The organism is Pseudoglutamicibacter albus, assembly GCF_022346425.1.
Taxonomy (GTDB): Bacteria; Actinomycetota; Actinomycetes; order Actinomycetales; family Micrococcaceae; genus Pseudoglutamicibacter; species Pseudoglutamicibacter albus.
This window is the reverse complement of sequence record NZ_JAKRCW010000002.1, coordinates 242,073-265,980: the sequence shown is the minus strand read 5'-3', so window position 1 is coordinate 265,980 and position 23,908 is coordinate 242,073. Positions and strand designations below refer to the sequence as shown.

Sequence of the window (23,908 nt, the reverse complement as noted above, 5' to 3'; positions counted from 1 at the left end):
GCTCTCTGTAGCTCAAGAACGAGCGCTACGGGCGCAGTACGCGAAGCTCAACCCGGTCGAACTCACGCGTGACATTGTCCGGTATCAGGACATGCTCATCACCAAAGCCAGTTGGAAGACTAAGGTCCTCACAGCTGAGGTCGAAGACGCGAAACAGAACCGACGGAAACGACAAACCGGTGGGGTGAAACTCCATACTGCCTAAGCAGGGCTACGCGATCAATCTCTGTGAGGCACGACTAGGACTACGCGATCAACTTGACATGAGGCACTACGATCGGCTAGCGCTTGCAACGCTTCACGGCTGAGCGGAAGGCACCACCGTTCAATACGCCACCGCCCTGTTTCGCCCCTGTTCGGCACCCGAGCCCACCCGCACATCGTCCATGCTGGGTTATATGCATTGTCGTTAAATGATGTTGTCCCCGGTCATTCGCATGACCGGGGACAAACGCTATGTTTCGTCGGCGACTAGCCGCGTGGTGCTAGCTGCGGACCGTGACGGTTGCTGGGTCCAGTGGAACGCCAGGGCCGAAGGTCGTAGCCAGGGTGGCCTTCTTGATGTAGCGGCCCTTGGAAGCGGATGGCTTCAGACGGTTGATTTCCTCAACAGCAGCCTTGAAGTTCTCTTCCAGAGCGTTCTGGTCGAAGGAAGCCTTACCAACGATGAAGTGGAGGTTGGAGTGCTTATCAACGCGGAAGTCGATCTTACCGCCCTTGATGTCGCCAACAGCCTTAGCAACGTCCATGGTGACGGTGCCGGTCTTAGGGTTTGGCATGAGGTTACGCGGGCCGAGGATCTTACCGAGGCGGCCAACCTTACCCATCATGTCTGGGGTGGCTACTGCGGCGTCGAAGTCGGTCCAACCGCCCTGGATCTTCTCCATGAGGTCATCGGAACCAACGTAGTCTGCGCCAGCTTCACGAGCTGCGTCAGCGTTCGGGCCAGCAGCGAAGACCACTACGCGGGCGGTCTTACCGGTGCCGTGTGGGAGGTTCACGGTGCCACGAACCATCTGGTCAGCCTTACGAGGGTCAACCGAAAGGCGCAATACAGCCTCAACGGTTGCGTTACCCTTCGAAGCGCTCGTGGTCTCCTTGATCAGAGCCAGAGCCTCTTTCGGCTGGTAGAGCTTGCCGTCTTCAATCTTGGCGGCTGCTTCCAAATATGCTTTGCTGCGCTTTGCCATCTGCGTCTTTTCTCCTTGTGCAGTTGTGGTACCCGGGCCGCGCTCGACCCTTCCCACTCCCCTTCACGGGGCATGATGCTTATATCTGTAACGGGTTCAGTCCACGCTCACGTTGTGTGTTTGGTTCGCGTGTTTGAACCGCGCGCCACACGCGAGGGCGTGTAGCGAGAAGCGCGATTACTTCTCGACCTCGATACCCATCGAACGGGCGGTGCCTGCGATGATCTTGGACGCAGCGTCAACGTCGTTAGCGTTGAGGTCCTTCATCTTGTATTCAGCGATCTCCTTGACCTGATCCTTGGTGAGCTTACCCACCTTGTCAGTGTGTGGAACGCCGGAGCCCTTAGCAACGCCAGCTGCCTTCTTGATCAGCTGGGACGCTGGTGGAGTCTTGGTGATGAAGGTGAACGAGCCATCTTCAAAAACCGTGATCTCTACTGGGATGACGTTACCGCGCTGGGATTCGGTCTCAGCGTTGTAAGCCTTGCAGAACTCCATGATGTTGACACGGTGCTGGGCAAGTGCCGGGCCGATTGGTGGGGCCGGGTTTGCCTGACCTGCCTGAATCTGGAGTTTGATCAGGCCAGTGACCTTTTTCTTCGGAGCCATGTATGGTCCTTCTCTCTCAAACTTCACCCTCGCACAGGAGCGTACGAGGGCCGGTTGGCCGCCGTGGCGCGGCGACCGGATCGTCGGTCCCGGCTAAGCGAGCCGGGGCGACGAAAACTTTTGTGTTGTCTATGTAGCCCGCTTGGACTAGTTGACTTTGGTGACCTGGTTGAACTGCAGCGTGACCGGGGTTTCGCGCTCGAAGATGGAAACCAGGACCACGAGCTGGCGGGTTTCGAGCTTGACCTCGGAGATGGTTGCTGGCATCGATTCGAAGGGGCCGTCGTTGACGATGACGGCCTCGCCAACCTCGAAGTCTGCCTTGACCTCTGTGACAGGAACCTTTGCTTCTTTACCGGTCTCTTCGGCTTCCGCTTCAACCTCGATGGTGTGCTCGAGCATCGAGTACACCTCGTCAAGGCTCAACGGGGTTGGGTCATATGCGTTGCCGACAAAGCCGGTCACGCCTGGGGTGTGGCGTACAGCGCCCCAGGATTCATCCGTCAAGTCCATGCGGACCAGCACGTAGCCCGGGATGCGGACTCGACGAACTTTTTTAGAAACCGTGTTCTTCACGACAACGGCTTCTTCCATTGGAACCTGGATCTCGTAGATGTAGTCCTCCATATTCAGGGTCTGAATACGGGTTTCCAGGTTGAGTTTCACGCGGTTCTCGTAGCCTGCGTACGAGTGGATGACGTACCAGTGGCCCGGTTGCCGACGTAGTTTCGAACGGAACTTGCGACGCAGTTCGGTGAGCTCATCGGTTTCGGCTGCAGCATCGCTGTCCGCATCCTGGGCAGCGTCGACGGAGGCGTCGACGGTCGAGTCAACCTCGGTGCGTGGCTCTGACTCGTTAGCTTCCAGTTCCTGCTCGGACACTCGCTCCTACTTTCTGCTTGGTGCGCTCTGCGGCTGGCCGCGCCCGGTTGCGCGCGGCTCATTCGAGCGTAGTTATCGGGTAAACGACCAGACGGCGACCTTACCGAACACGAAATCCAGCAGACCCACCATGATCATGACGATGACAACGAACATGAGTACAACAAACCAGTAGTTCACCAGTTCCTTGCGGGTTGGTGAAACAACCTTGCGCAGTTCCTGGATTACCTGGGCAAAGAACAGAGAGATCGCACCGAAGAAGCCGCGCTTCTTGCGTTGTGCCGTGGTTTCCGTCACTGGTTCACCTTCCGATCTGCACGTGTCAGATCCTTCACTCAGATCCCTTACTAAGATCTCTTGCTGAAACAACATGGCCCCGCGGCCCCGATCCTGGGGTGCGGGGTCCACGCCGTCATCGCCGGGCGTTTGCCCAAACGCAGGGCAGACAGGACTCGAACCTGCAACCTACGGTTTTGGAGACCGTTGCGCTACCAATTGCGCCACTGCCCTATGAGCCGTGTCCACCGATTTTAGCCACCCACCTAAGCGCGCTGATCCGCAAACGGTGAACACCGAATGTCCAGTCTATACCGAACACGCGCGATAAGTCGAACTCATGCGCTCAGTACACACCACAGACAGTTACCTATGAGTACACCGTGCACTCTCGATGCACCCCTCATGCAGTTACTGAGGATCGTATAAGAAGTGCGAGTTAGGTCTTCCCAATAGATTTATTCACGTCTACCGTTGATGCACCGTGAGCGATCCACAGTGCTCCCTCCCCGAACACGAAAGACGATCATAGTGACTTTATCCACACCGCGCCCTCGCCGGGTCCACGCCCGTCGCGCGTCGCGCACTCGATTCCTTGGAACTCTTGGCGCATGCGTTGCGACACTGACTCTGGCTATCCCCCCGACGATGGCACACGCGACCCCTGTCGCATCGCAGCCTGAAGCATCGGTGCAATCGCAAAGCGTCATTGTTGCTAAAACCGACAAGCGGTCCCATGAGGATTCGCAAAAGGCTCAAGAGAACCTTGAACGCAAACAGGAGGCGATCGAGAAGCTCAACGCCGATGGCTATGACCGCTTCATCGTGACCTATAAGACGTCGGTTCGTGCCACCAATCAGGCGGCGAAGCGCTCCAAGGCCTGGGAGAAAGCCGGTAAGTCCTACGGAGTAGATGCCGAGGAAGTGCGCAAGACCGCGACCGGATCACACGTGATCGATCTTGGGGATCAGCGCCTCAAAGGTAAGAAGGCCGATAACTTCATGGACAAGCTCGCCGCTGACCCTGCAGTTGAATCCGTTGAGCCGGATATCCGGTTGTACCCGGTGAGCCTTGAGCCTCGCGATCAGGACTGGTCCAACCTGTGGGGTCTTCACGGCACCTACGGAGTGGATTCGCAGGAAGCGTGGAAGTACACGCAAGGTGAGGGTGCGGTTGTCGCCGTATTGGACTCCGGCATCACCCGCCACCCTGACTTGGATGCCAACATTCTGCCGGGCTATGACTTCATCGCCGATCCAGAAACAGCCACCGATGGCGACGGGCGCGATAACGACCCGACCGACAGCGGTGACTGGCAAGTAGCTGGAGAATGCGGCGAGCCCCGCGGACGTGATTCCTCCTGGCACGGAACCCACGTAGCCGGCACCATCGCGGCAGTTGCAGACTCGAAAGGTGTTGTGGGCGTAGCGCCAAAGTCTAAGGTCGTGCCTGTGCGTGTGCTCGGTAAGTGCGGCGGACGCTTGTCTGACTTCACTGACGCTATCGCCTGGTCAGTCGGAGTAGACGTGCAAGGTGCCCCTAAAAACCAGAACCCGGCTGATGTGATCAATATGTCACTAGGTGGTGGCGGAACCTGCATGCCGAGCTACCAGCGTGCCATCGACCTCGCCAACAGCCGCGGAGCCGTGGTTGTTGTGGCTGCGGGTAACGACACCACGAACGCCGCGAACTTCCAGCCAGCTAACTGCCAAAACGTAGTGACCGTTGGTGCAACCAATAAACAAGGCAAGCCAGCCCACTACTCGAACTTCGGTGACACCCTGGACGTATCTGCACCCGGCGGTGAAACCCATACTCGCGGTAGCGGAATCCTCTCCACCGTGAACTCCGGCAAGACCCGTCCCGTTGGCCCAAGCTACTCGGAATACCAGGGCACCTCGATGGCTACCCCGCACGTTGCAGGTGTTGCCGCACTCATGAAGTCCGTGAACCCAGAGATCTCCCCAGCTCGTATCGAGAAGATCCTCAAAGAGACCGTGAAGGCACCGAATGGCAAGTGCCCGCGTCCGTGCGGCGCAGGGCTCGTCGACGCTGGGCGTGCGGTCAAGGCTGCGGCCGGAAACAATGCGCCAGCTCCAAAGCCGACCCCTGAACCGTCAACGGAGCCAACGTCTCAGCCGAGCCCAGAACCAAGCACGGAACCAAACCCTCAGCCGACCCCGGAGCCAACCAGCGAGCCAACCACCGAGCCAAGTAGCTCGCCAACCACGGCACCAAACCCTCAGCCGAGCCCGGAACCAACAACGGAGCAGACTTCTGAGCCTGAGCCTGGGCGTCAGCTGATCCGTAACGGCGGCTTCGAGGAAGGCCTCGGGCCGTGGTCCAGCAACGCTCGCAACATCCTGGCCCGCAACAGCACTCATGCTCGCTCCGGTGACCACTCGGCTATGTTCAACGGCAACGGCCGCCCCTCGAGATACACGCTGGAACAGAGCGTTAACGTGCCCGCTAAATCCAACGCGGTTTTGAGCTATTGGCTCAAGGTGCGTTCGAACGAACTGATGCCCGCTGTGAGCGACACCCTCACCGTCTCGGTGTGGGACGGCAAACGCTGGACCACCCTGAAAGCTCACTCCAACGCAGAGAAGGGTGGCGGCTACCGCCAGCACCACATCGACCTCTCCCGGTTCGCTGGTCAGCAGATCAAGCTACGCTTCATCGGCCGCGAAGGGCTGTTCTTCGCTACCGCGTTCAACCTCGATGACGTAGAGGTCACCGTCAAATAAGAGACCCTCTACCGTGCAGGCGGTAGAGCACCATAAAACAAGAGAGCAAGATGCGGCCGGTCTGGAGAAATCCAGGCCGGCCGCATCTTTATCGGTTCGTTCCTCTTACAGGCACCGCCTACTGCATGCGTGCTTGCGAATCCGGTTCAACCGAGGTGACCTCCGGCAGCTTTTCCAAAGCCTCGCTCACCTCATCCAACCGGGTCTCTTTGAAACCAGGCTCCAAGCTGTAGACGAACGAGCCGTCGAACATCGTGAGCCCCGGCTTAGCCGCAACATCGAACTTCTCAAGGGCCCGAGCCACCTTCTTATCCACCTCGTCGCGGTCAGAACCCTTCTTAACCTGCAGGATCAACCCGTCAATAGTCCCCCGACCAACCGCTGGCGGACCATGATGCCGCAGCGAAGGATCATTCTTTGGGCCGCGCATCGAAGGAAGCCTGCTCGAAGACGGGCCGTCCTGAGGACCACCTGAAGCAGAAGCTGAAGGGGGCATGGTCGTAGACTCCTCTGACTCGCTGGCTGAAGGCTGCGTTGACTCATTGGCTGAAGGCTCCGCCGAGCCTGTTTCCGCGGGCGATGCCGACTCAGTAGCCGACTGCTCAGCCTCGTTCTGGGAAGGGCTGCTTGAGCATGCCGCCACGAATGATAAGGACAACGCGAGCACACACGCGGGAATAAGCCGCCGCGCCGCGCCCGGCGTTCTAGGATTCTTGCGGCTGTAAAACTGAGGCGTCATTTCTGAATGCATGCCTCATTTTCCCACTCGCCTCGCTAGGATGGAAGCGCTCCACATTATCTCTATCTGGTGGCTCGGAAACGCCCCAACGCACACCCGAACCGCATCATTGAAGGACTGTTCATGCCAGCTCGTCTCTCAGCCAGACTTTCCGCCATCGCACCATCGGCAACCCTCGCGGTAACCAACCGCGCCAAGGACATGAAAGCACAAGGCGAGGACGTCATCGGATTCGGTGCCGGCGAACCGGACTTCCCAACTCCCGGCTACATCGTCGAGGCCGCAGTTATTGCCGCCCGCGACCCGAAAAACCACTGCTACACCGCGACTAACGGCCTCATCGAACTGCGAGAAGCAATCGCCGCCAAGACCCTGCGTGATTCAGGGCTCGAGGTTGATCCGGCCAACATCGTGGTTACCAACGGCGGCAAACAAGCGGTGTTCAACACGTTCCAGGCCCTACTGAACCCCGGTGATGAGGTCATCATCCCCGCCCCCTACTGGACCACCTACCCCGAGGCGGTCAAACTCGCAGGCGGCGTGCCCGTCGAGGTCTTCGCCGGCCCTGAGGCCGGATATAAAGTCACAGTCGAACAGCTTGAAGCCGCGCGCACCGATTCAACCCAAGCGGTCCTGTTCGTCTCCCCATCCAACCCGACCGGTGCCGTCTACACGCCGGAAGAGACCAAAGCGATCGGCGAATGGGCCCGCGATAACGACATCTGGGTTATCACCGACGAAATCTATGAACACCTCGTCTACGACGAAGCCGAGTTCACATCCATCGCCGCTGTAACGGAAGGCCTTGAGAAGGTTGTCATCCTCAACGGTGTAGCTAAAACCTACGCGATGACCGGTTGGCGTGTGGGTTGGCTCATCGGACCAAGCGACCTCATCAAGGTGGTCTCAACGTTCCAGTCGCATTCAACCGGTAACGTCGCCAACGTGTCCCAGCGGGCAGCGATCGCGGCAGTCTCCGGGACGCTCGATGAGGTCCACACGATGCGAGAAAGCTTCGATCGCCGGCGCAAAGCCATGGTCGAAGCCCTCAACCAGATCAACGGCTTCCACTGCCCTACCCCAAAGGGTGCGTTCTACGCCTACGTGGATGTGCGCGAAGCCCTCGGCAAAACCTACGCCGGGCAAACCCCCACCACCTCGAGCCAGCTCGCCGAACTCATCCTCCAAGAAACCGGTGTAGCGCTCGTACCAGGCGAAGCGTTCGGGCCATCGGGCTTCCTGCGCCTCTCCTACGCGCTCGGCGACGACGACCTCGCAGAAGGCCTCCGCCGCGTTCGTGACTTCATCAACGGCGCTGGCTAGTCTCTGGGAACGACTTCGCGGCCAGAAACGAATTTCACCGAACACGACAGCAACCTTTCACAACACCGACCTTTGACGAAACCGACCTTTCAGGAAGTGTTCCACATGGATCCGATCTACAGGTGGCTTAGAGCCATGCCGATACGCCGCGGCCCCCGCCGGATGCTGGGTGGCGTGTGTGGCGGCATCGCACACAAAACCGGTTGGGACGTCGGGATGGTTCGGCTCATCACGCTCATCGCGTTGATCCTGCCGGTCATCTCGCTACCGGCCTACCTCATCGCATGGGTCCTCATCCCGTGGGGCGCCAGCGACGAGGCCGCCGAGCGTGCTGCGCGACGCCGCAAGACCGTCGCCATCCCGCCGCGGGAATACGATCCGTTACTGCTAGAAAAACTCATGAACTGGGGCGCCAATAAAGTGCGGAAATAGCTCAACGCGGATAAGAAAGCGCGGCACCTGCTTGAGAGCAGATGCCGCGCTTTTCCGTCAACGCAGCGTTCCCGTCAGTGCGGCGGTCTCTTCAGTGCCGCTTTCGCGCCGGCGCCTAGCCTTCTAGCTGGCGGCCTCAACCGCTGTGCGGGCCGCCACGAATGCGTCCGCGCACGCCTCGATGTCCTCGGGTGAGTGCGCCGCTGAAAGCTGAACGCGAATGCGGGCCTCACCGCGCGGAACCACCGGGAAACTGAACGCCGTGACATACACGCTGTGGTTGAGCATCTCGTCGGCAATCTTGGCCGCAAGCGCGGCATCGTGGAACATGACTGCGATGATCGCATGCTCGCCCTCAAGCAGCTCGAAGCCCTCCTCGTCCATGCGGCGGCGGAAGTGCGCGGCATTCTCGAAGAGCTTTTCACGCAAGTCAGCTGCCCCCGAAACCAAGTCCAGGGCAGTGATCGTTGCGGCAACGATCGCTGGGGCCAGCGAGTTGGAGAACAAATACGGGCGGCCTTGCTGACGCAAAATATCGACAATCTGCTGACGAGCCGCGACATAACCGCCCGATGCGCCACCCAGGGCCTTGCCGAACGTTCCGGTGTAGATGTCAACGCGGTCAGAAACCCCCGCATGTTCAGGAGTTCCGGCGCCGGTCTCCCCCATGAAACCGACCGCATGCGAATCATCGACCATGACCAAAGCGCCGTACTCATCGGCCAGGTCGCAGATTTCACGCAGCGGAGCAAGAAAGCCGTCCATCGAGAACACACCATCGGTCACGATCACGGTGCGGCGAGCGCCCGCGCCATCGTTGAGGGCCTTGGCCGCTTCGAGTTGGGCTCTAAGGTCTTCCATGTCGCGGTTGGCGTAGCGGAAGCGGGCCGCTTTAGAGAGCCTGATCCCGTCGATGAGCGAGGCGTGGTTCAGGGCGTCCGAGATGATTGCGTCCTGTTCGCCGAATAGCGGCGCGAACACGGCGCCGTTGGCGTCGAAGCAGGAAGAGAACAGGATCGCGTCATCGGTTCCCAACCAGTCAGCGAGCTTGCCCTCGAGCTCAAGGTGTTGGTCCTGGGTTCCGCAGATGAACCGCACCGAGGCCATACCGAAACCGCGTTCGGTCAAGGCTTCACGTGCGGAGTCGATGATCCGCGGATCATCGGCCAGGCCAAGGTAGTTGTTGGCGCAGAAGTTCAGCACCTCGCGGGCTTGGCCGTTCGCGCTAGCGGTGATGTGGGCTGACTGCGGGGTCGTGATGGTCCGCTCCCGTTTGGTCAGGCCCGAGGCCTCGATTTCATCCAGTTCAGCCTGCAAATCAGCAAGCATCGCCTCACGTGCATTCGTCATAATTCCTCAGCCCTTCCCCTCAACCTCATCGTTTACAAGCAGTGTGTCTAAGTAGAGTGTCTTAAACGTTTCGCCAATCCAGCAAGACCTTGCCGCGTTGCCCCGAGCGGGCAATATCGAAAGCCTCACGCCATTCGGAGGCCGGAACCACATCGGAGATCACGGAAGCGATCCGTTGCCTGAACAGCTCATCGCTCTGGAGCATCGCGGTCATTGCGTACCAGGTCTCATACATCTCACGGCCATACACGCCCTGCAACGTGAGCATGCGCGTCACAATACGGCCACCATCCACGCTCCACGCGCCGTTAGGCAAACCCAAAAGTGCAATGCGGCCGCCGTGGTTCATGTTCTCGATCATTTCCGAAAGCGCCGGCTGGGCTCCTGAGATCTCCAAGCCGACATCGAAGCCTTCAACCAGCCCCAGGTTGCGTTGCACATCGGCGATCTTCTCGCGACCTGCAAGAACCCCTGCATCCGCGCCCATGCCCTCAACACGTTTGAGGCGTTCCTCGCTCAAGTCAGTGACCACAATCTTGCGCGCGCCAGCATGACGGGCGATAGCGGCAGACATCAAACCGATCGGGCCAGCACCCGTGATCAGAACGTCCTCGCCCACGAGGTTATTCAGAAGCGCGGTGTGGGTCGCGTTGCCCAACGGGTCATAGATCGCGCCCAGCTCCGGGGTCACGAAATCATCCGTGTGAATCCACACATTCGATTCGGGAATCACCACATACTCAGCGAACGCGCCATCACGCTGCACCCCAACCGACTGCGTGTTGATGCACATGTGGCGGCGCCCCGCACGGCAATTGCGGCACATACCGCACACCACGTGCCCCTCACCGGAAACCCGGTCCCCGACCTTCACATCGGTCACGTAACCGCCGGTCTGGACGACCTCGCCATAGAACTCATGCCCCGGGATCATGGGTGGGGCGATCATGTCTTGGGCCGCCTGATCATAGGCCTCGATGTGCAGGTCTGTACCGCAGATCCCCGCCATCGCAACACGAATCAGAACATCGTGCGCGCCCGGGGCAGGAACGGGGCGGTCGGTGAACTCGAAACCGGCGTGCGGGCCAGACTTATACAGGGCCTTCATGGAGTCCTCCCAGAAGAGAAAGGGCGCGAGCCGAAAAACACGGGCCGGGCGCATAAGACGGTGCGGCGGCAGTTAGGAATAAGACTAACGCGCGCGCCGGGCGTCTGGGGAGGCCTTATCCGCGCAGATCCTTACCCATGCCGGGACCCAACCGGCCCACGTCCTTCGGGCGGCCCACCACATTGCCAGCGTTCGGGGGCACAATCACGGTCTGTAGCGCCTGATAGGTCTGCTCGCCGTCCACCACAGTCAGCTCCGTATCGACACCGACGTTCCGACGGATCACCGCCAGCGCAATCGGGCCGGCATCGTGATGCAAGACAGCACTTGTGAGCGTACCAACCGTGCGCTCACCCGCCTTCACTTCAGCGCCGGCCGCAGGCAACGTGTGTTCGGAACCGTCCAGGTCCAAGAACACGATGCGGCGCGGCGGATGCCCCAAGTTGTGAACGCGAGCCACCGTCTCTTGCCCCTTATAGCAACCCTTGTTCAGGTGGGTTGCCACGCGTAGAAGGTCCAGTTCGTGAGGAATCGTCTTATAGTCCACTTCTGTCCGGATACTCGGATTCCAGGCCGCGATGCGGACTTGTTCATACGCCATCAGACCGCCGATGCGCAGCCCAGCGTCCTGCACCGCGCTCAATACCTCCGGCATACGGGAGCGCCGAACCAGCGAGAAGAACCATTCACCATCAGAACCAGGATGCTCACCGCCGACCGGACCATACGGCCAGCCACCAACGCACACATCCGGCCACGGATCCCGCAACACCGGGCCCCACGCGTCCTCAAGCTGTCCTACCACCCCGGCTTGCTGTCCATCGGCATCGGCGAGCCGTTCGCGCAACACACAACGCGCCCCCACCACGGCCCATTCGGCGGTCACATCAGCAACCTCGACCTGGCTCATGAAACGCATCTTGCCCAGCCACTCGACCAAGCTACCCACATAGCCCGGTTCGGTGAGAAGCCACGTGGCTTCGCCGTCATCGAGAACACGCACATCAAAGTCGATGCGGCCCTGTAGATTCAAGAACAAGGCCCGCACCGCCACGTTCTGAACCGACTCAACGCCCTGGTTGGACTCGTCCGGGGTCGGCACACTCGGTGTCAGCGTGTCGAGTTTTTGGGAAGCCAGCGAGTTCAGCCACGTGAGACGGTCCGGGCCGCTCACCCGGGCCACATCCCACGAGGACAAATCAACGACCGCGCGGGCTTCATCCACGTCGCGGCCCTCACGCAAAGGCGAGCCATAGTGCAGAGCAATGCCGGCGTCCACACCCGAGGCACGCACTGCGCCTTCAAGGCTCAAGAACACGGAATCCGAGGTCGGCTCAACCGCGGAAAGATCAACAGGCTGCGGGTCTAGCATCTACACAAACTCAGCATGTCAACAAACTCAGCTTCTACAGCAGCTCGGCAACAACGCCTACTCGGCGGAGTCAGTGCCTTCGCCGCCGGCTGATTCCTCAGTCCCCTCAGCAGCATCGCCGTTGCTAGAGCCGTTGTTGTCGGCGGCGTGTCGGCGGCCACCCGGGGCAACGCGCTTCAGCTGGGCAGAACCATGCGCCGCGAGCTCCTCACCGGCATCGCCTGCGACGTCCCAACGCCAGAACAGCATCTCGTTGACCAACCCGTAAATGCGGGTCGCCCGATCATACGGATGCGCGTACTGCGAACGTTGCACACCTGCGGTTTCGAGGAACACCTGCGGGCCAGCGATGTGCCCCGAATACTGTTCGGTGATCCCACCAGGATGCGCGATCGTCACGTTGAGGGCAAAGCCCTCCCGGCCGTCCCGTTCAGTGCGTAGCTTCTCGACGTCTTCCGCGTTACGCAACGCAGGAACCACGTCACCCGGAATCAAGCCAGGCCCGCCATCCGATTCAGTCAGCTCACGTTCCAGCTGCCAGAAACCGGTCTCCACGGCGATCGGGCGAATAACCTGGCCCTCGTCATCAGCTAGCCACGTCTCTGCACGGTATTCAACAACCGGCAAACCAATCTGCTCAAAAGTGACGCGCTGGAAGAACCGCTGATCATCAGCGGCACCCTCTCCCAGCATCCCGTAGCCTTCCCAGCGGCCCAAAAGCCACGAAAACGGGACAAGCTCCGGCGTGAGATCGACGGGAAGCTCAAACGCCATAAATTACTTCTGACCCCGGAACAGGTAACGCACGGTGCCGATCGCGAAGCTCAACATGCCCAAGCCGGCAGCACCGATCAGGCCGTAGAAGAAAATCTCATAACCCAAGTAATCGTTCATGCCTCTAGTCTAGCCCCGTTCCCCCACCAGGCCAGAAACCGTCCGCAACTATGACCGCTCTAATAGATCAAATACCGGGTCACAAGCGCAGTGGGCATACCCATCGCAACCACGCCGCACGCCCCAGCGATAGCGAATGTCCACATCGGGATCTGACCCAACGCCTTAGGCCGGCTCAAGGTGATCAGCCAGACACCCAGCCCCACACCCACCACGGCGAGCGCAACCGAAACCCACAAAGCTGTCGAAACCGAGGCACCTTCCAAGCGGATCTCCCGGACCCACACAAACCAGCCGGAACCCAACGCCACGACCAGTGAGGCGCCAATGCATTCGGCGAGCACCGCTACCTTCTCGCGAGATTCCTCAACAGAGAACAGTTGCAACACGAAACTCAGCAGCACACCGACTGCCGCGCCCATCGGCCACCACGCCAACCCGTGCTCCTCCGGAAGCAACAGCATCATTCCCAGCGAAGCCGCCATCGTCACGAACATCACGATCCGGACCGTGGAACCACCCACGGCATGCTGGCGGCGCGGCCACAAAACACACATCGCGAGCAAAACCAACGCGGTCGTAAACAAACCCGCGCTCGATTCCATCTGAGTTGAGCCTGACTCCGCCCCCAGGCTCAACAAAACCGGGGCCGTAAGAACAACCCACACCAGCCCGGACAGAATCAGTAGCAACGGATAACGCACCCTTCCATCATGCCGCATCGAACCACGCCGCCCCAGTCAATCCACCACAAATGAGCTAAACCAGCACAAAACAGCGGGCATGCGTGCCGGGAAACGCGCCGCCGGGTTGTGCACTGCGCCTCGCTGGGCGCACGTTCACTGGCCATGAACCCGCTGGGGATGACTTCGCTGGACATGAACAGGCATGTTCATTGCGCCGCAACTCGATTAGCGTAATGACTATGAGCACGCATGAATCCCACGCTGCACACGGCCAGCACGCCTCAAACAACCAGCACGATGCACGCGGCCAGCAGGCTCCTGCCGCACAGGACGCTGACGCCACCAGCACCGATTCCACGATGTGGACGTTGTCCCGCTTTGATGGCCGTCCGTCTGATGCCGTGTTGGATGGCATCATCGCGGTCGCTCGCGCGGCTGAGGACGCCGATGGTCACGAACCGTTCAACGAACAGACCCGCATTGAGCTGCGCCGCGGCGAGGACGTGTGGGGTGTGATCGTCTCAACGGACCAGGCAGCATCGACCGATCAAGCAGCAGGCCCGGCGAATGCAGAGTGCCAGCCGCGTGAGAGCGTGGTGGCGGCCGCGATCGTGACCGGCGGGTCGAGCGAACCCGCAACCGTGGAGATGGCCGTGCATCCGAACAACCGCGGTTTCGGTATGGGCCAGGCCCTCGCGGACATGCTGGTGACCCAGCTTGAGGGCCGCACCGTCAACGTGTGGGCTCACGGGGACCACGATGCGGCACGCACCCTAGCGGAACGCGTCGGTTTGGAGCGTGTGCGTGAGTTGTGGAGCATGCGGCTATGCGACCCTGCGTCGCTGCCTGCCACCCCTGAGGTTGCTGGTGTGAGCATCCGGGCTTTCGACCCTAACAAGGATGCCGATGCCTGGCTTGACGTGAACGCGGCGGCGTTCGCGTCGCATCCCGAGCAGGGCAAACTCACGCGTTCGGATTTGGATGAGCGGCTCGCTGAAGACTGGTTTGACCCGGCAGGTTTCCTGCTGGCCACGGACGACGAGTCCGGTGAGCTACTGGGTTTCCACTGGACTAAGGTGCACGCGGCTCACACGGATGAGCGCGGGACTGAACACCCTGCAGTCGGTGAGGTCTACGTGGTGGGTGTTTCACCGGATGCGCAGGGCCGCGGTCTGGGCAAGGCGCTCACCCTGGCGGGTTTGAACCATCTCAAAGACGAGGGACACCAGACGATCATGTTGTACGTGGACGCCGATAACGCCCCAGCGGTCGCCCTGTATGACAGCCTCGGTTTTGAACGCTGGGACGTAGACGTGATGTATACGAAAGACGCCTAGAAACTACTTTCAGGTAACAGTTGGCTGACATCTGCCCCAAGATCTCACCTATATCGCCCTTCTGGAGAAAAACACCGCTAAACGAGCGGTATCCTGAAGGTGATTCCACCCGCTCTGCATGAGCCTGTATAGCTCGTGAAGAGCAGGGCCGATCACTGCACGACACCCATGCCATGCCCGGCGTCGAACAGGCCCGGCATCACAAGGAGGATCGCGTGGAGAATCACGCCGGAACCGTACCTGCGAGCAAACCGAAGCGTGTCAAGCCGACCGCTGACCGGATAGAGGCCCCAGAGGTCTCCGTCCACACTACTCCGGACGGTGATTTTGGCCTGGAGCGGTTCCTGGACCGGGAAATGTCGTGGCTGGATTTCAACCTGCGCGTGCTCGAACTGGCCGAAGACCCTGACCTGTTCCTGCTGGAGCGCACCAACTTCCTTTCGATCTTCGGTTCCAACCTTGATGAGTTCTTCATGGTGCGTGTTGCGGGCCTCAAACGGCGCATCGCAGCCGGCATGGCTGTCCCATCGATGACCGGGTTGAGTCCACAGGACCAGCTCGAGACCATCCTCGAGCGCGCTCAAGAGCTTCAGCAGCGGCACGCGCGCGTGTTCACTGAGCAGGTTCGGCCGGAACTGACTAAAGAGAAGATCACGATCATCCGGTGGGACGAACTCACCGATTCGGAACATCACCGTTTGCGGGACTGGTTCACCGAACAGGTTTTCCCTGTTCTGACTCCGTTGGCGGTGGACCCGGCCCACCCGTTCCCCTACATCTCCGGGTTGTCGCTCAACCTCGCTGTCTTGGTGCGGAATCCACAGACGGGCAAGCACCTGTTTGCTCGCGTCAAAGTCCCGGATGTTCTACCCCGCTTGGTCCGTGTTGACCCGCCGTCTCATGACCCATCGGCTGGGGTGCGTTTCGTCCCGCTCGAGGAGATCATCGCAACCCAGCTCGACATGCTTTTCCCCGGCATGGAGATCATGGAGCACTACACGTTCCGTGTGACCCGTAACGAGGACCTCGAGGTTGAAGAGGACGATGCGGAGAACATTCTGAAAGCGCTCGAGAAGGAACTGTTGCGGCGCCGTTTTGGTCCGCCGGTTCGCCTCGAGATCGATGAAGAGATGTCCGATGAGGTCCGCACTTTGCTGGTGCGTGAGCTTGGTGTTGAGGACTCTGAAGTGTTCGCTCTGCCCACCCCGCTGGATCTGCGCGGACTTGGCGCGCTGTCCCAGGTTCAGCGCCCGGACCTTCGCTATCCGCGGGCTATCGGCCGCACGTCACGATTCCTGAACGAGGCCGAGACCGCGATGGAAGCGAACGTGGTTGAGGCCGTCAAGGAGCGCGACATCCTGTTGCACCACCCCTACGATTCCTTCGCGACTTCGGTGCAGGCGTTCTTGTCCCAAGCGGCAGCTGACCCGAAGGTTGTTGCGATCAAGCAGACCCTCTATAGGACTTCTGGTGACTCCCCGATCGTGGATGCGCTGATCGATGCGGCGGAGGCCGGCAAGCAGGTTCTTGCGATGGTTGAGATCAAGGCCCGCTTTGATGAGCAGGCCAATATTTCCTGGGCCCGCAAACTTGAGCAGGCGGGCGTGCACGTGGTCTACGGGATCGTGGGGTTGAAGACTCACTCGAAACTTTCGCTCGTGGTGCGCCGTGAGGGTCATCAGTTGGTGCGTTACTGCCACATCGGTACCGGTAACTATCACCCGTCCACGGCTCGTTTCTATGAGGATCTTGGCCTGTTGACGTGTGATCCTAGCGTGGGTGAGGACGTCACGCGTTTGTTCAATCAGCTCTCCGGTTACGCGCCGCGTACCACCTTCGATCGCCTGTTAGTTGCTCCGCGTTCGCTGCGTTCTGGCTTGCTTGAGCGTATCGAGCAAGAGATCAGGAACAAGCAGGCGGGCAAGGACGCTCGTGTGACCATCAAGGTCAATTCGATGGTGGATGAGACGATCATCGACGCGCTCTACCGTGCCTCGCAGGCGGGTGTGCAGGTCGATGTGATTGTGCGTGGTATCTGTTCGTTGCGCGCCAATGTTCCGGGCTTATCGGAGAACATCCGGGTTCGTTCGATTCTGGGCCGGTTCTTGGAGCACTCTCGCGTGTTTGCGTTCCATAACGATGGCGATCCGGTGGTTTATATCGGTTCGGCTGACATGATGCACCGCAACCTTGATCGCCGTGTTGAGGCGTTAGTCCCGATCAAGAACGAGGACGATAAGCGCGGCTTGATCGAGTTGATGGACCTGTATTTGTCTGATGAGACCTCATCGTGGCATCAGCAGCAGGACGGCACCTGGAACCGTGTTCATAAGGATGCCGACGGCAACCGTCTGATGGATATTCAGGAATACTTGTTGAAGACCCGAGCTCGTCGAGGAACACCGAACGCATAATGTCAGCATCAATTTCTTTTCCTGTGCGCTCTACTGAACCGATCGGCGAAATCGCCGAGAGCAACCCCGATATCGTTGCCGCTGGTGTTGTGCCGTGGCGTATCGACCCCGATGATGGTTTGCAGGTTTTGTTGATTCACAGGCCTAAGCACAAGGATTGGTCGTTGCCGAAAGGCAAGGTCGATGATGGCGAGACGATCGCTGAGGCTGCGGTCCGTGAGGCTAAAGAGGAAGCCAACCTCAAGGTCACTTTGGGGATCCCGTTGCCGTGCACCCATTACTTTGTGGGCAAGAAATCGAAGGTTGTGTACTATTGGGCGGCTCACGTGGAGAAGCTGCGGCGGGTTAGCCCCGACGGCAAAGAGGTCGATATTGCCCGCTGGTATTCGCCGTCGAAGGCTTTGAAGAAGCTCACCAACGATGCGGATCAGGCCCCTATCAAGGCCGTGGTCGATGCGTATGAGCAGGGGCTTTTGAAGACGACGCCGTTCCTTTTGGTGCGACACGCGAAAGCGAAGCCGCGCAACAGCTGGACCCGCTCCGAGGGTGAGCGCACATTGGCTCGAACTGGTTTCACGCAGGCACGTGCCTTGGCTCGCATGTTGACGGTGTGGCAGCCGGAACGGTTGGTTTCAAGCCGTTGGACTCGATGTGTTCAGACGGTTCAGCCGTATGCGGCGGCTATGGATATGAGCATCAAGAAGCAGACCGCTTTGACCGAGCACGCCGCTGACCGTGACCCGGATAAGGCTCAACGGATCCTGTTGAAGCAGTTCAACAACCCGAAGTCTACGTTGGTGTGTTCGCATCGCCCCGTGATGCCAACCCTGTTGAAGGCCCTGAAGACGGTGACGCCTAAAGAACTGCGGGAGTTCTTGCCTCAAGAGAACCCGTACCTGGCTCCGGGGGAAGCGATCATCTTGCACCGGGCGTTGGATGCTAAACGCCGGTGGCGAGCCGTTGCGGTGGAGATCCACAAGCCGTTCGAAGACTGATTCGGCTCACGAGTGTCTGCTCGAGCGACTAGATCGCTTCAAACGTGTGCTTGGTAGGCTCGGAGGTGAAGCACCCACAGCGTTCGTGGCGTGTTTTGCGCCGTGTTGAAAGGAACCTGCCATGCCGCAACCTCCACTGATTCAGCAGCACACGCTCCGTGTTGAGCAGGACGAGGTCCAGTCTCGTTTCAATCTGTACGATGGCGATGATTTCATCGGGTTCATTCAGTACGAACAAGACGGCGACGTTTTGAGTTTCATCCACACGATCATCAAGGAAGAGTTTTCCCGCCGCGGCTATGCACGCGCGCTCACCACGATCGTCCTGGAACGCTTGTGGGCGCTGGGCCTCACCGTCGATCCAGTGTGCACCTACACTGCCGACTACCTTGAGAAGCACCCGCAGTACGCCGTGTTGCGCGCCCGCTAAACCCAGCATCCACAGCCAGCCATGGGGCGCATCGTTGTCCACAGCCTTCCGTGTTTTTGGCTACTCCCTGCGTAGAATCGAGTCTCATGACCGTCCCCACGCCATATGAAGACATGCTCAAGGACGTCCTGGAGAACGGGACGCCGAAATCGGACCGCACCGGAACTGGCACCATCTCGGTTTTCGGCCGGCAGATCCGCTACGACCTCAGCAACGGAACGCTGCCGCTCATCACGACCAAGCGGGTGCACTTCAAGTCGGTTGCGCTGGAGCTTCTGTGGTTCCTGCGTGGCGATTCCAATGTGCGCTGGCTCCAGGAACGTGGCGTGAGCATCTGGAATGAGTGGGCTGATGAAGACGGCGAACTCGGCCCGGTCTATGGCGTTCAGTGGCGCTCGTGGCCAACTCCCGACGGCGGGCACATCGACCAGATCGCAGAGCTCATGGAGCAGCTGCGTGAGAACCCTGACTCGCGGCGCCACATCGTTTCTGCCTGGAACGTCGCCGAGATCAAGAACATGGCGCTGCCTCCGTGCCACGCGTTCTTCCAGTTCTACATCGCCGACGGCAAGCTTTCGTGCCAGCTCTACCAGCGTTCGGCTGACACATTCCTGGGCGTCCCGTTCAACATCGCTTCCTACTCGCTGCTCGTGCACATGATGGCTCAGCAGCTTGGCCTGGAACCGGGCGAGTTCGTGTGGACCGGCGGCGACGTGCACATTTATGACAACCACATCGAGCAGGTCAAAACACAGCTTGAACGGGAACCATACGAGTACCCGACGTTGCGTTTCGCGCGGAAGCCGGAGTCCATTTTCGACTACGAGCTCGAAGACTTCATCGTCGAGAACTACCAACACCATCCGGGCATCGCGGCGCCCATCGCTGTGTGATCGAGCCGGCTGACTGATTCCAAGGATTTTGAGCCAACAGTTCCATGCATCAACACTTCGCTGACGACTTCATACCGCACGAATCGGCACGCCAGATCGGGATGATCTGGGCGCAGTCGGCCGAACGCGTGATCGGTGTTGACGGTGACATTCCGTGGCGGCTGCCTGAGGAACTCGCGTTCTTCAAGCACGTGACCGAAGGCCACCCCGTGATTATGGGGCGCAAAACCTGGGATTCCATCCCGGCCGCGTTCCGTCCGTTGCCCAACCGCACCAACATCGTGCTGACCAGCCAAGCAGAGACCCGTCACCAGGTCGCTGCCGCGGGCGGACACGCTGTGGATTCGATCGCTGAGGCCCTCGACATCGCTTACAACAGCGAGGGCAGCGAGCAGGTCTGGATTGTTGGTGGCGGCGCGATCTACGAAGCGTTGGAGCCGATGGCGAACCTCGCGGTGGTCACGACGGTTGACACCCAGGTCGAAGGCGACACCCTCGCTCCCGAGCTCGGTGTGGGGTGGGAACACGTGACCTCAAGCCCGGCCGGTGAGGGCTGGATCGAGAGCGAAAAACAACAGCTGCGCTACCGCGTGGATGTGTACCAACGAAAAGGCTGACATGAATACGACCCCGGAGAAAAACACGACCCCGGAAGGCCCAGCGGGTAGCGCGTCAGTGAACAACGACGCGGCGAGCGCAGAAGCTGACGCTAGCGAGGATCTGGTTCTGGGCACTCCACGCCCGGAGCTGCATTTCCTGCTGGGCTACATGTTGTTCCCGGTGCTCGCGCTCGCGAGCGCGGCGGCGGGTGTGTGGGCTGTGATCGTTGGCAACAAGATCGCGGGCGTGATCCTGTTAGTGGTTGTGGTCCAGGCGTTCGTGTGGGCTGCTGTGCGCAGCATCAGCATCCGGAAGAAACTCGTTGCCGAACGGATGGAAGCGGTCGAGGAGTTCTATACCGGTCAAGAAGCAATCGACCGTTGGCATGCACGCGAAGCCGAGCGCCTCGAAACCGAACGCGCACAAGCTGAAGAGAAACAAGCGGCTCAAGAACAGGCCGAGCAGAAACAGCGCGATTCCTAAGGGCTCGGGCTTGTTACGTCCTGCGATTCCTAAGGTCCCGGGTTTGTTAGGGGCCGCGTTCCATAAGGATTCAGCGCAGTGCTGTAGCGAAGATCTAGCTGTAGGAGGCTTCGAAGCATGACCAGGCATCCCGGGATCATCCCGCATCCTGCAACACTGGATCTGAAGCCGCTCGAGGTCCCGCCGTTGGACGGCACTCTCGATGCGTACGAGCATGCGCTCTGCTCAGTACTCGAAGGCGCTGAACTGGAACACGCTCACGAAATCGTCGAGAAATTCCGCACGGGCGCCGGCCCTAAGCTCGATGCCGCTCTGCGTGAGCGCGCCGAGGCCCGCACCGCTGAAGGCACCAACTGGTTGCACGAGGAATGGTATTCCAGCTACCTCACCGTCCGTGAGCCGCTGCCTCTGAGCACCAATGTGTGCTTCCAGCTCGCTCTCCCCCGCGAGCACACACCTCTAGGCTTAGATGGAGCGGTTGAGTTCATCCAGCGTGCAGCTATGGTGCACCTGCAGGTGGCCTCTGGGAATCTGCCGGAGGATGTGGATGCCCGCGGCAACCGCATCACGTTGAATCAATGGTTCGTCTACGGTGGCTCAATACGCCTCCCGTTGGAGGAAGAAGATCAGGTCTTCCCATGCACGCTAGATGAGGCGAACCGGGAGATCGGCGTTTTCGTCAACGGTCGCCTCTTCGCCGTACCTATCACTGACAGTGCCGGCAAGCCGGCTTGCGCCGAAGCGCTGCGGGCCGCGTTGGAGAACATTCAAGCAGCGGCAACGAAACCCCCAGAGCTCGATTTCAACGCCCCTTCCCTGCTGGGTTCCGGTGTTCTTGACGATCTGCTTCCAGACATGCTGGAGCACAGCGGCAACCATCTGGTGTATGACCGTCTAGCCGACATGCTCTTCACCGTTGAGCTATTGACCGACGAGCTATTGACCGACGGCGGCGCCACAGATACCCAGCGCATCCGTGATTTTCAGCGCATCAGTGATACCCAGCGCATCCGTGAAGCAACCTTCACCCCGCGCGGGGCATGGGCGTATAAGCCGTTGAGCTATCAGGTGAGCCTTCACGAGGCGTGGGCCGCGGTGCATGTGGAGCACTCCTGCATCGACGGCGCCACGCTGGTCACCGCCATGAAACGCCTCCAGACCGTGCAGTTGCCGGCGGAAACCTCAGAAGAACTCACACGGCTCGATGCCGAGGAGCTTGTGTGGACGCTCGATGAGGCGACCACGGCGCAGCTCCGTGAGCGGGTTGCCGCCTACACGGAGCTGGCCTCGAAGTTCACGGTGCAGATCGTCACCGCGCCGCATCGACCACCTGCGCACATGCCGTTCAAGATCAGCCGTGACGCGGCTGCTCAGCTGACCATGCACATCGCGCAGCAGCTCACTTATGGTCGCGTCCGCGCGGTCTATGAGGCCGTGGATATGCGTGAATACCGTGCTGGCCGCACCGAATGTCTGCGTTCCGCTACCGGCGAGGCCGTTGCTTTCGCTCACAAACTCGTTGCAGGCACCGCGACTCATGAGGATCTGCTGGCCGCCGTCGAGGCACACCGCGGCTGGGTCAAGCGCTGCAAGTCCGGTAACGGATTCGATCGCCACATCCAAATGATGGCGACGATCGATGGCAGCGATCCGTTCTTCACCGATGACGCCGTGCTGGCAGCGCGCCGGGACTTCCTCTCCACGACCTCGGTGGGTGGCCCCGAGCAGATTGTGCGTTACTGCTTTGTACCCACCCGGCCGGAGGGTTTCGGCATCTCCTATACTCCGTTGCCGGAAGCCACCGAGTTCTGTGTCTCGTGGAATGTGGATACCGCGGAGAAACCCGAGGAGTTCACAGCGAACCTCATCAAGGCATCTGAGATGCTGTGGGAGTTCCTGCAGCAGTGAGGCTCTGACCTGCCCTGGCGAGCCGAACGCCTGCCGGGATCATAATGCGAAAGATTCGGGCTTAGCGCCAGCGTTCTCGCGTAGCCTTGAAGCTATGACTTCTAAGGCTGTAGGTTTTGTCGGTTACCGCGGCATGGTGGGTTCGGTCCTCATGCAGCGTATGCAAGATGAAGGGGATTTCGCCGGTATTGACCCGGTGTTCTTCTCGACGTCCCAGGCTGGCGCGGCCGCCCCATCGTTCGCTGAGGGCGCGCCAGCGCTCAAGGATGCTCACGATATCGATGAGCTCGCCAAGCTGCCGATCATCGTCACCGCGCAAGGCGGCGACTACACGAGCGCTGTGCACGGCAAGCTGCGTGCGGCAGGCTGGGACGGCATCTGGATCGATGCAGCGAGCACGTTGCGGATGGAAGACGACTCGATCATCGTGCTGGATCCGGTCAACCGGAACGTGATCGACCGCGGCCTTGAGACCGGCGTCAAGGATTTTGTGGGCGGTAACTGCACCGTATCCTGCATGCTCATGGGGCTAGGCGGCCTGTTCCGCAACGGCCTGGTCGAATGGGCGACCTCGATGACGTACCAGGCGGCTTCGGGTGGCGGCGCGCGCCACATGCGTGAGCTGCTGACCCAGTTCGGCGATATCAACGCATCCGTCAAGGAGCTGCTGGATGATCCGGCGTCCGCGATCACCCAGATCGACACCGACGTTCTGCGTAAACAGCGTTCCGGTGAACTCGACGCAACCCAGTTCGGTGTGCCACTGGCGGGCAACCTCATCCCGTGGATCGATTCCGACCTCGGCAACGGCCAGTCCCGCGAAGAGTGGAAAGCCGGCGTGGAGACCAACAAGGTTCTGGGCACCACGGCTGAGAACCACATCATGGTCGATGGCCTATGCGTGCGCATCGGCGCGATGCGGTCCCACTCGCAGGCTCTCACGATCAAGTTGCGTGAAGACGTGGGCCTCGACGAGGTCGCCCGCCTGATCGACTCCGATAACGAATGGGCCACTGTTGTTCCGAACGAGAAGGAAGCGACCATGCATCAGCTGACCCCGGTCGCGGCATCCGGAACGCTGAACATCCCGGTGGGTCGCTTGCGTCAGTTGGAGATGGGCCCGCAGTACATTTCCGCGTTCACGGTCGGCGACCAGCTGCTGTGGGGCGCGGCAGAGCCGCTGCGCCGCATGCTCCAGATCGCGCTCGGAAACCTGTAGAAGGCGATCTATAGGCGGTC

General features: G+C 60.2%; 24 protein-coding genes and 1 tRNA gene. 14 read left to right on the top strand and 11 right to left on the bottom strand.

The genetic code is table 11. From position 1 onward, the window contains the following. Positions 1-205, top strand: a 205-nt coding sequence (locus tag MHJ63_RS02595; protein WP_239446097.1) for a hypothetical protein, incomplete at its 5' end; no start/stop codon positions are given. 280 nt (positions 206-485) lie between these two features. Here the strand turns inward: MHJ63_RS02595 and rplA are convergent. The 5 genes from rplA to MHJ63_RS02570 all read right to left on the bottom strand — a co-directional run bounded on the left by rplA (position 486) and on the right by MHJ63_RS02570 (position 3,191). Next, entirely contained in the window at positions 486-1,190 is a 705-nt protein-coding gene (gene rplA, locus MHJ63_RS02590; protein ID WP_239446096.1) for a 50S ribosomal protein L1, read from the bottom strand. A 177-nt stretch (positions 1,191-1,367) separates the two neighbouring features. Then, a complete protein-coding gene (gene rplK, locus MHJ63_RS02585) occupies positions 1,368-1,799 on the bottom strand; it encodes a 50S ribosomal protein L11 (RefSeq protein WP_035758007.1) in 432 nt (143 codons plus the stop codon). A 147-nt stretch (positions 1,800-1,946) separates the two neighbouring features. Then, the gene (nusG, locus tag MHJ63_RS02580; protein WP_070490189.1) at positions 1,947-2,681 is read right to left on the bottom strand and encodes a transcription termination/antitermination protein NusG; all 735 of its coding nucleotides are present in this window, start codon (positions 2,679-2,681) and stop codon (positions 1,947-1,949) included. 72 nt (positions 2,682-2,753) lie between these two features. After that, the gene (gene secE, locus MHJ63_RS02575; protein WP_035758003.1) at positions 2,754-2,978 is read right to left on the bottom strand and encodes a preprotein translocase subunit SecE; all 225 of its coding nucleotides are present in this window, start codon (positions 2,976-2,978) and stop codon (positions 2,754-2,756) included. A gap of 140 nt (positions 2,979-3,118) precedes the next feature. Beyond that, positions 3,119-3,191, bottom strand: a tRNA-Trp gene (locus tag MHJ63_RS02570). Positions 3,192-3,647: 456 nt separating this feature from the next. Between MHJ63_RS02570 and MHJ63_RS02565 the strand changes: the two genes are divergently transcribed. Continuing rightward, positions 3,648-5,705: a S8 family serine peptidase gene (locus MHJ63_RS02565; RefSeq protein ID WP_239446095.1), complete on the top strand. Its 2,058-nt coding sequence runs from the start codon at positions 3,648-3,650 to the stop codon at positions 5,703-5,705. Positions 5,706-5,823: 118 nt separating this feature from the next. Here the strand turns inward: MHJ63_RS02565 and MHJ63_RS02560 are convergent, their stop codons facing one another. Further along, positions 5,824-6,201: a hypothetical protein gene (locus MHJ63_RS02560; RefSeq protein ID WP_239446094.1), complete on the bottom strand. Its 378-nt coding sequence runs from the start codon at positions 6,199-6,201 to the stop codon at positions 5,824-5,826. Here MHJ63_RS02560 and MHJ63_RS02555 point away from each other — a divergent pair. From MHJ63_RS02555 to MHJ63_RS02545, 3 genes are all read left to right on the top strand, one after another. Continuing rightward, the gene (locus MHJ63_RS02555) at positions 6,200-6,430 is read left to right on the top strand and encodes a hypothetical protein (RefSeq protein ID WP_239446093.1); all 231 of its coding nucleotides are present in this window, start codon (positions 6,200-6,202) and stop codon (positions 6,428-6,430) included. The genes MHJ63_RS02560 and MHJ63_RS02555 overlap by 2 nt on opposite strands. 137 nt (positions 6,431-6,567) lie before the next feature. Next, the gene (locus MHJ63_RS02550) at positions 6,568-7,767 is read left to right on the top strand and encodes a pyridoxal phosphate-dependent aminotransferase (RefSeq protein WP_239446092.1); all 1,200 of its coding nucleotides are present in this window, start codon (positions 6,568-6,570) and stop codon (positions 7,765-7,767) included. Between the two features lie 105 nt (positions 7,768-7,872). After that, positions 7,873-8,199 (top strand): PspC domain-containing protein, encoded by a 327-nt coding sequence (locus tag MHJ63_RS02545; RefSeq protein ID WP_239446091.1) that lies wholly within the window; start codon positions 7,873-7,875, stop codon positions 8,197-8,199. A gap of 123 nt (positions 8,200-8,322) precedes the next feature. Here the strand turns inward: MHJ63_RS02545 and MHJ63_RS02540 are convergent, their stop codons facing one another. The 5 genes from MHJ63_RS02540 to MHJ63_RS02520 all read right to left on the bottom strand — a co-directional run bounded on the left by MHJ63_RS02540 (position 8,323) and on the right by MHJ63_RS02520 (position 13,627). Then, the gene (locus MHJ63_RS02540) at positions 8,323-9,549 is read right to left on the bottom strand and encodes a glycine C-acetyltransferase (RefSeq protein ID WP_420876127.1); all 1,227 of its coding nucleotides are present in this window, start codon (positions 9,547-9,549) and stop codon (positions 8,323-8,325) included. A gap of 61 nt (positions 9,550-9,610) precedes the next feature. Further along, the gene (gene tdh, locus MHJ63_RS02535; protein WP_239446090.1) at positions 9,611-10,657 is read right to left on the bottom strand and encodes an L-threonine 3-dehydrogenase; all 1,047 of its coding nucleotides are present in this window, start codon (positions 10,655-10,657) and stop codon (positions 9,611-9,613) included. 115 nt (positions 10,658-10,772) lie between these two features. Next, the gene (gene ygfZ / locus MHJ63_RS02530; protein ID WP_239446089.1) at positions 10,773-12,029 is read right to left on the bottom strand and encodes a CAF17-like 4Fe-4S cluster assembly/insertion protein YgfZ; all 1,257 of its coding nucleotides are present in this window, start codon (positions 12,027-12,029) and stop codon (positions 10,773-10,775) included. Positions 12,030-12,086: 57 nt separating this feature from the next. Continuing rightward, positions 12,087-12,803 (bottom strand): nitrobindin family protein, encoded by a 717-nt coding sequence (locus MHJ63_RS02525; RefSeq protein WP_420876126.1) that lies wholly within the window; start codon positions 12,801-12,803, stop codon positions 12,087-12,089. A 179-nt stretch (positions 12,804-12,982) separates the two neighbouring features. Further along, the gene (locus MHJ63_RS02520) at positions 12,983-13,627 is read right to left on the bottom strand and encodes a hypothetical protein (protein ID WP_239446088.1); all 645 of its coding nucleotides are present in this window, start codon (positions 13,625-13,627) and stop codon (positions 12,983-12,985) included. Between the two features lie 341 nt (positions 13,628-13,968). Here MHJ63_RS02520 and mshD point away from each other — a divergent pair, with 341 nt between their 5' ends. From mshD to asd, 9 genes are all read left to right on the top strand, one after another. Beyond that, positions 13,969-14,946 carry a mycothiol synthase gene (gene mshD, locus MHJ63_RS02515; protein WP_420876130.1) on the top strand — a complete coding sequence of 326 codons (978 nt, stop codon included), beginning with the start codon at positions 13,969-13,971 and terminating at the stop codon, positions 14,944-14,946. 173 nt (positions 14,947-15,119) lie between these two features. Beyond that, on the top strand, positions 15,120-17,360 hold the full coding sequence (locus MHJ63_RS02510; RefSeq protein WP_070506354.1) for an RNA degradosome polyphosphate kinase: 2,241 nt from the start codon (positions 15,120-15,122) through the stop codon (positions 17,358-17,360). A 23-nt stretch (positions 17,361-17,383) separates the two neighbouring features. Further along, complete coding sequence (locus MHJ63_RS02505; protein WP_052048792.1) at positions 17,384-18,355, top strand: NUDIX hydrolase; 972 nt, start codon at positions 17,384-17,386, stop codon at positions 18,353-18,355. 121 nt (positions 18,356-18,476) lie between these two features. Then, on the top strand, positions 18,477-18,785 hold the full coding sequence (locus MHJ63_RS02500; protein WP_239446085.1) for a GNAT family N-acetyltransferase: 309 nt from the start codon (positions 18,477-18,479) through the stop codon (positions 18,783-18,785). Positions 18,786-18,871: 86 nt separating this feature from the next. After that, complete coding sequence (locus MHJ63_RS02495) at positions 18,872-19,678, top strand: thymidylate synthase (RefSeq protein WP_101630421.1); 807 nt, start codon at positions 18,872-18,874, stop codon at positions 19,676-19,678. Between the two features lie 44 nt (positions 19,679-19,722). Continuing rightward, a complete protein-coding gene (locus MHJ63_RS02490) occupies positions 19,723-20,295 on the top strand; it encodes a dihydrofolate reductase (protein WP_239446083.1) in 573 nt (190 codons plus the stop codon). Position 20,296: 1 nt separating this feature from the next. After that, positions 20,297-20,761, top strand: coding sequence for an NF038396 family protein (locus MHJ63_RS10015; RefSeq protein ID WP_070490209.1), 465 nt, complete (start codon positions 20,297-20,299; stop codon positions 20,759-20,761). Positions 20,762-20,878: 117 nt separating this feature from the next. Then, complete coding sequence (locus tag MHJ63_RS02480) at positions 20,879-22,669, top strand: choline/carnitine O-acyltransferase (RefSeq protein ID WP_239446082.1); 1,791 nt, start codon at positions 20,879-20,881, stop codon at positions 22,667-22,669. A 94-nt stretch (positions 22,670-22,763) separates the two neighbouring features. Beyond that, on the top strand, positions 22,764-23,888 hold the full coding sequence (gene asd / locus MHJ63_RS02475) for an aspartate-semialdehyde dehydrogenase (RefSeq protein ID WP_275435762.1): 1,125 nt from the start codon (positions 22,764-22,766) through the stop codon (positions 23,886-23,888). Positions 23,889-23,908 lie beyond the last annotated feature (20 nt).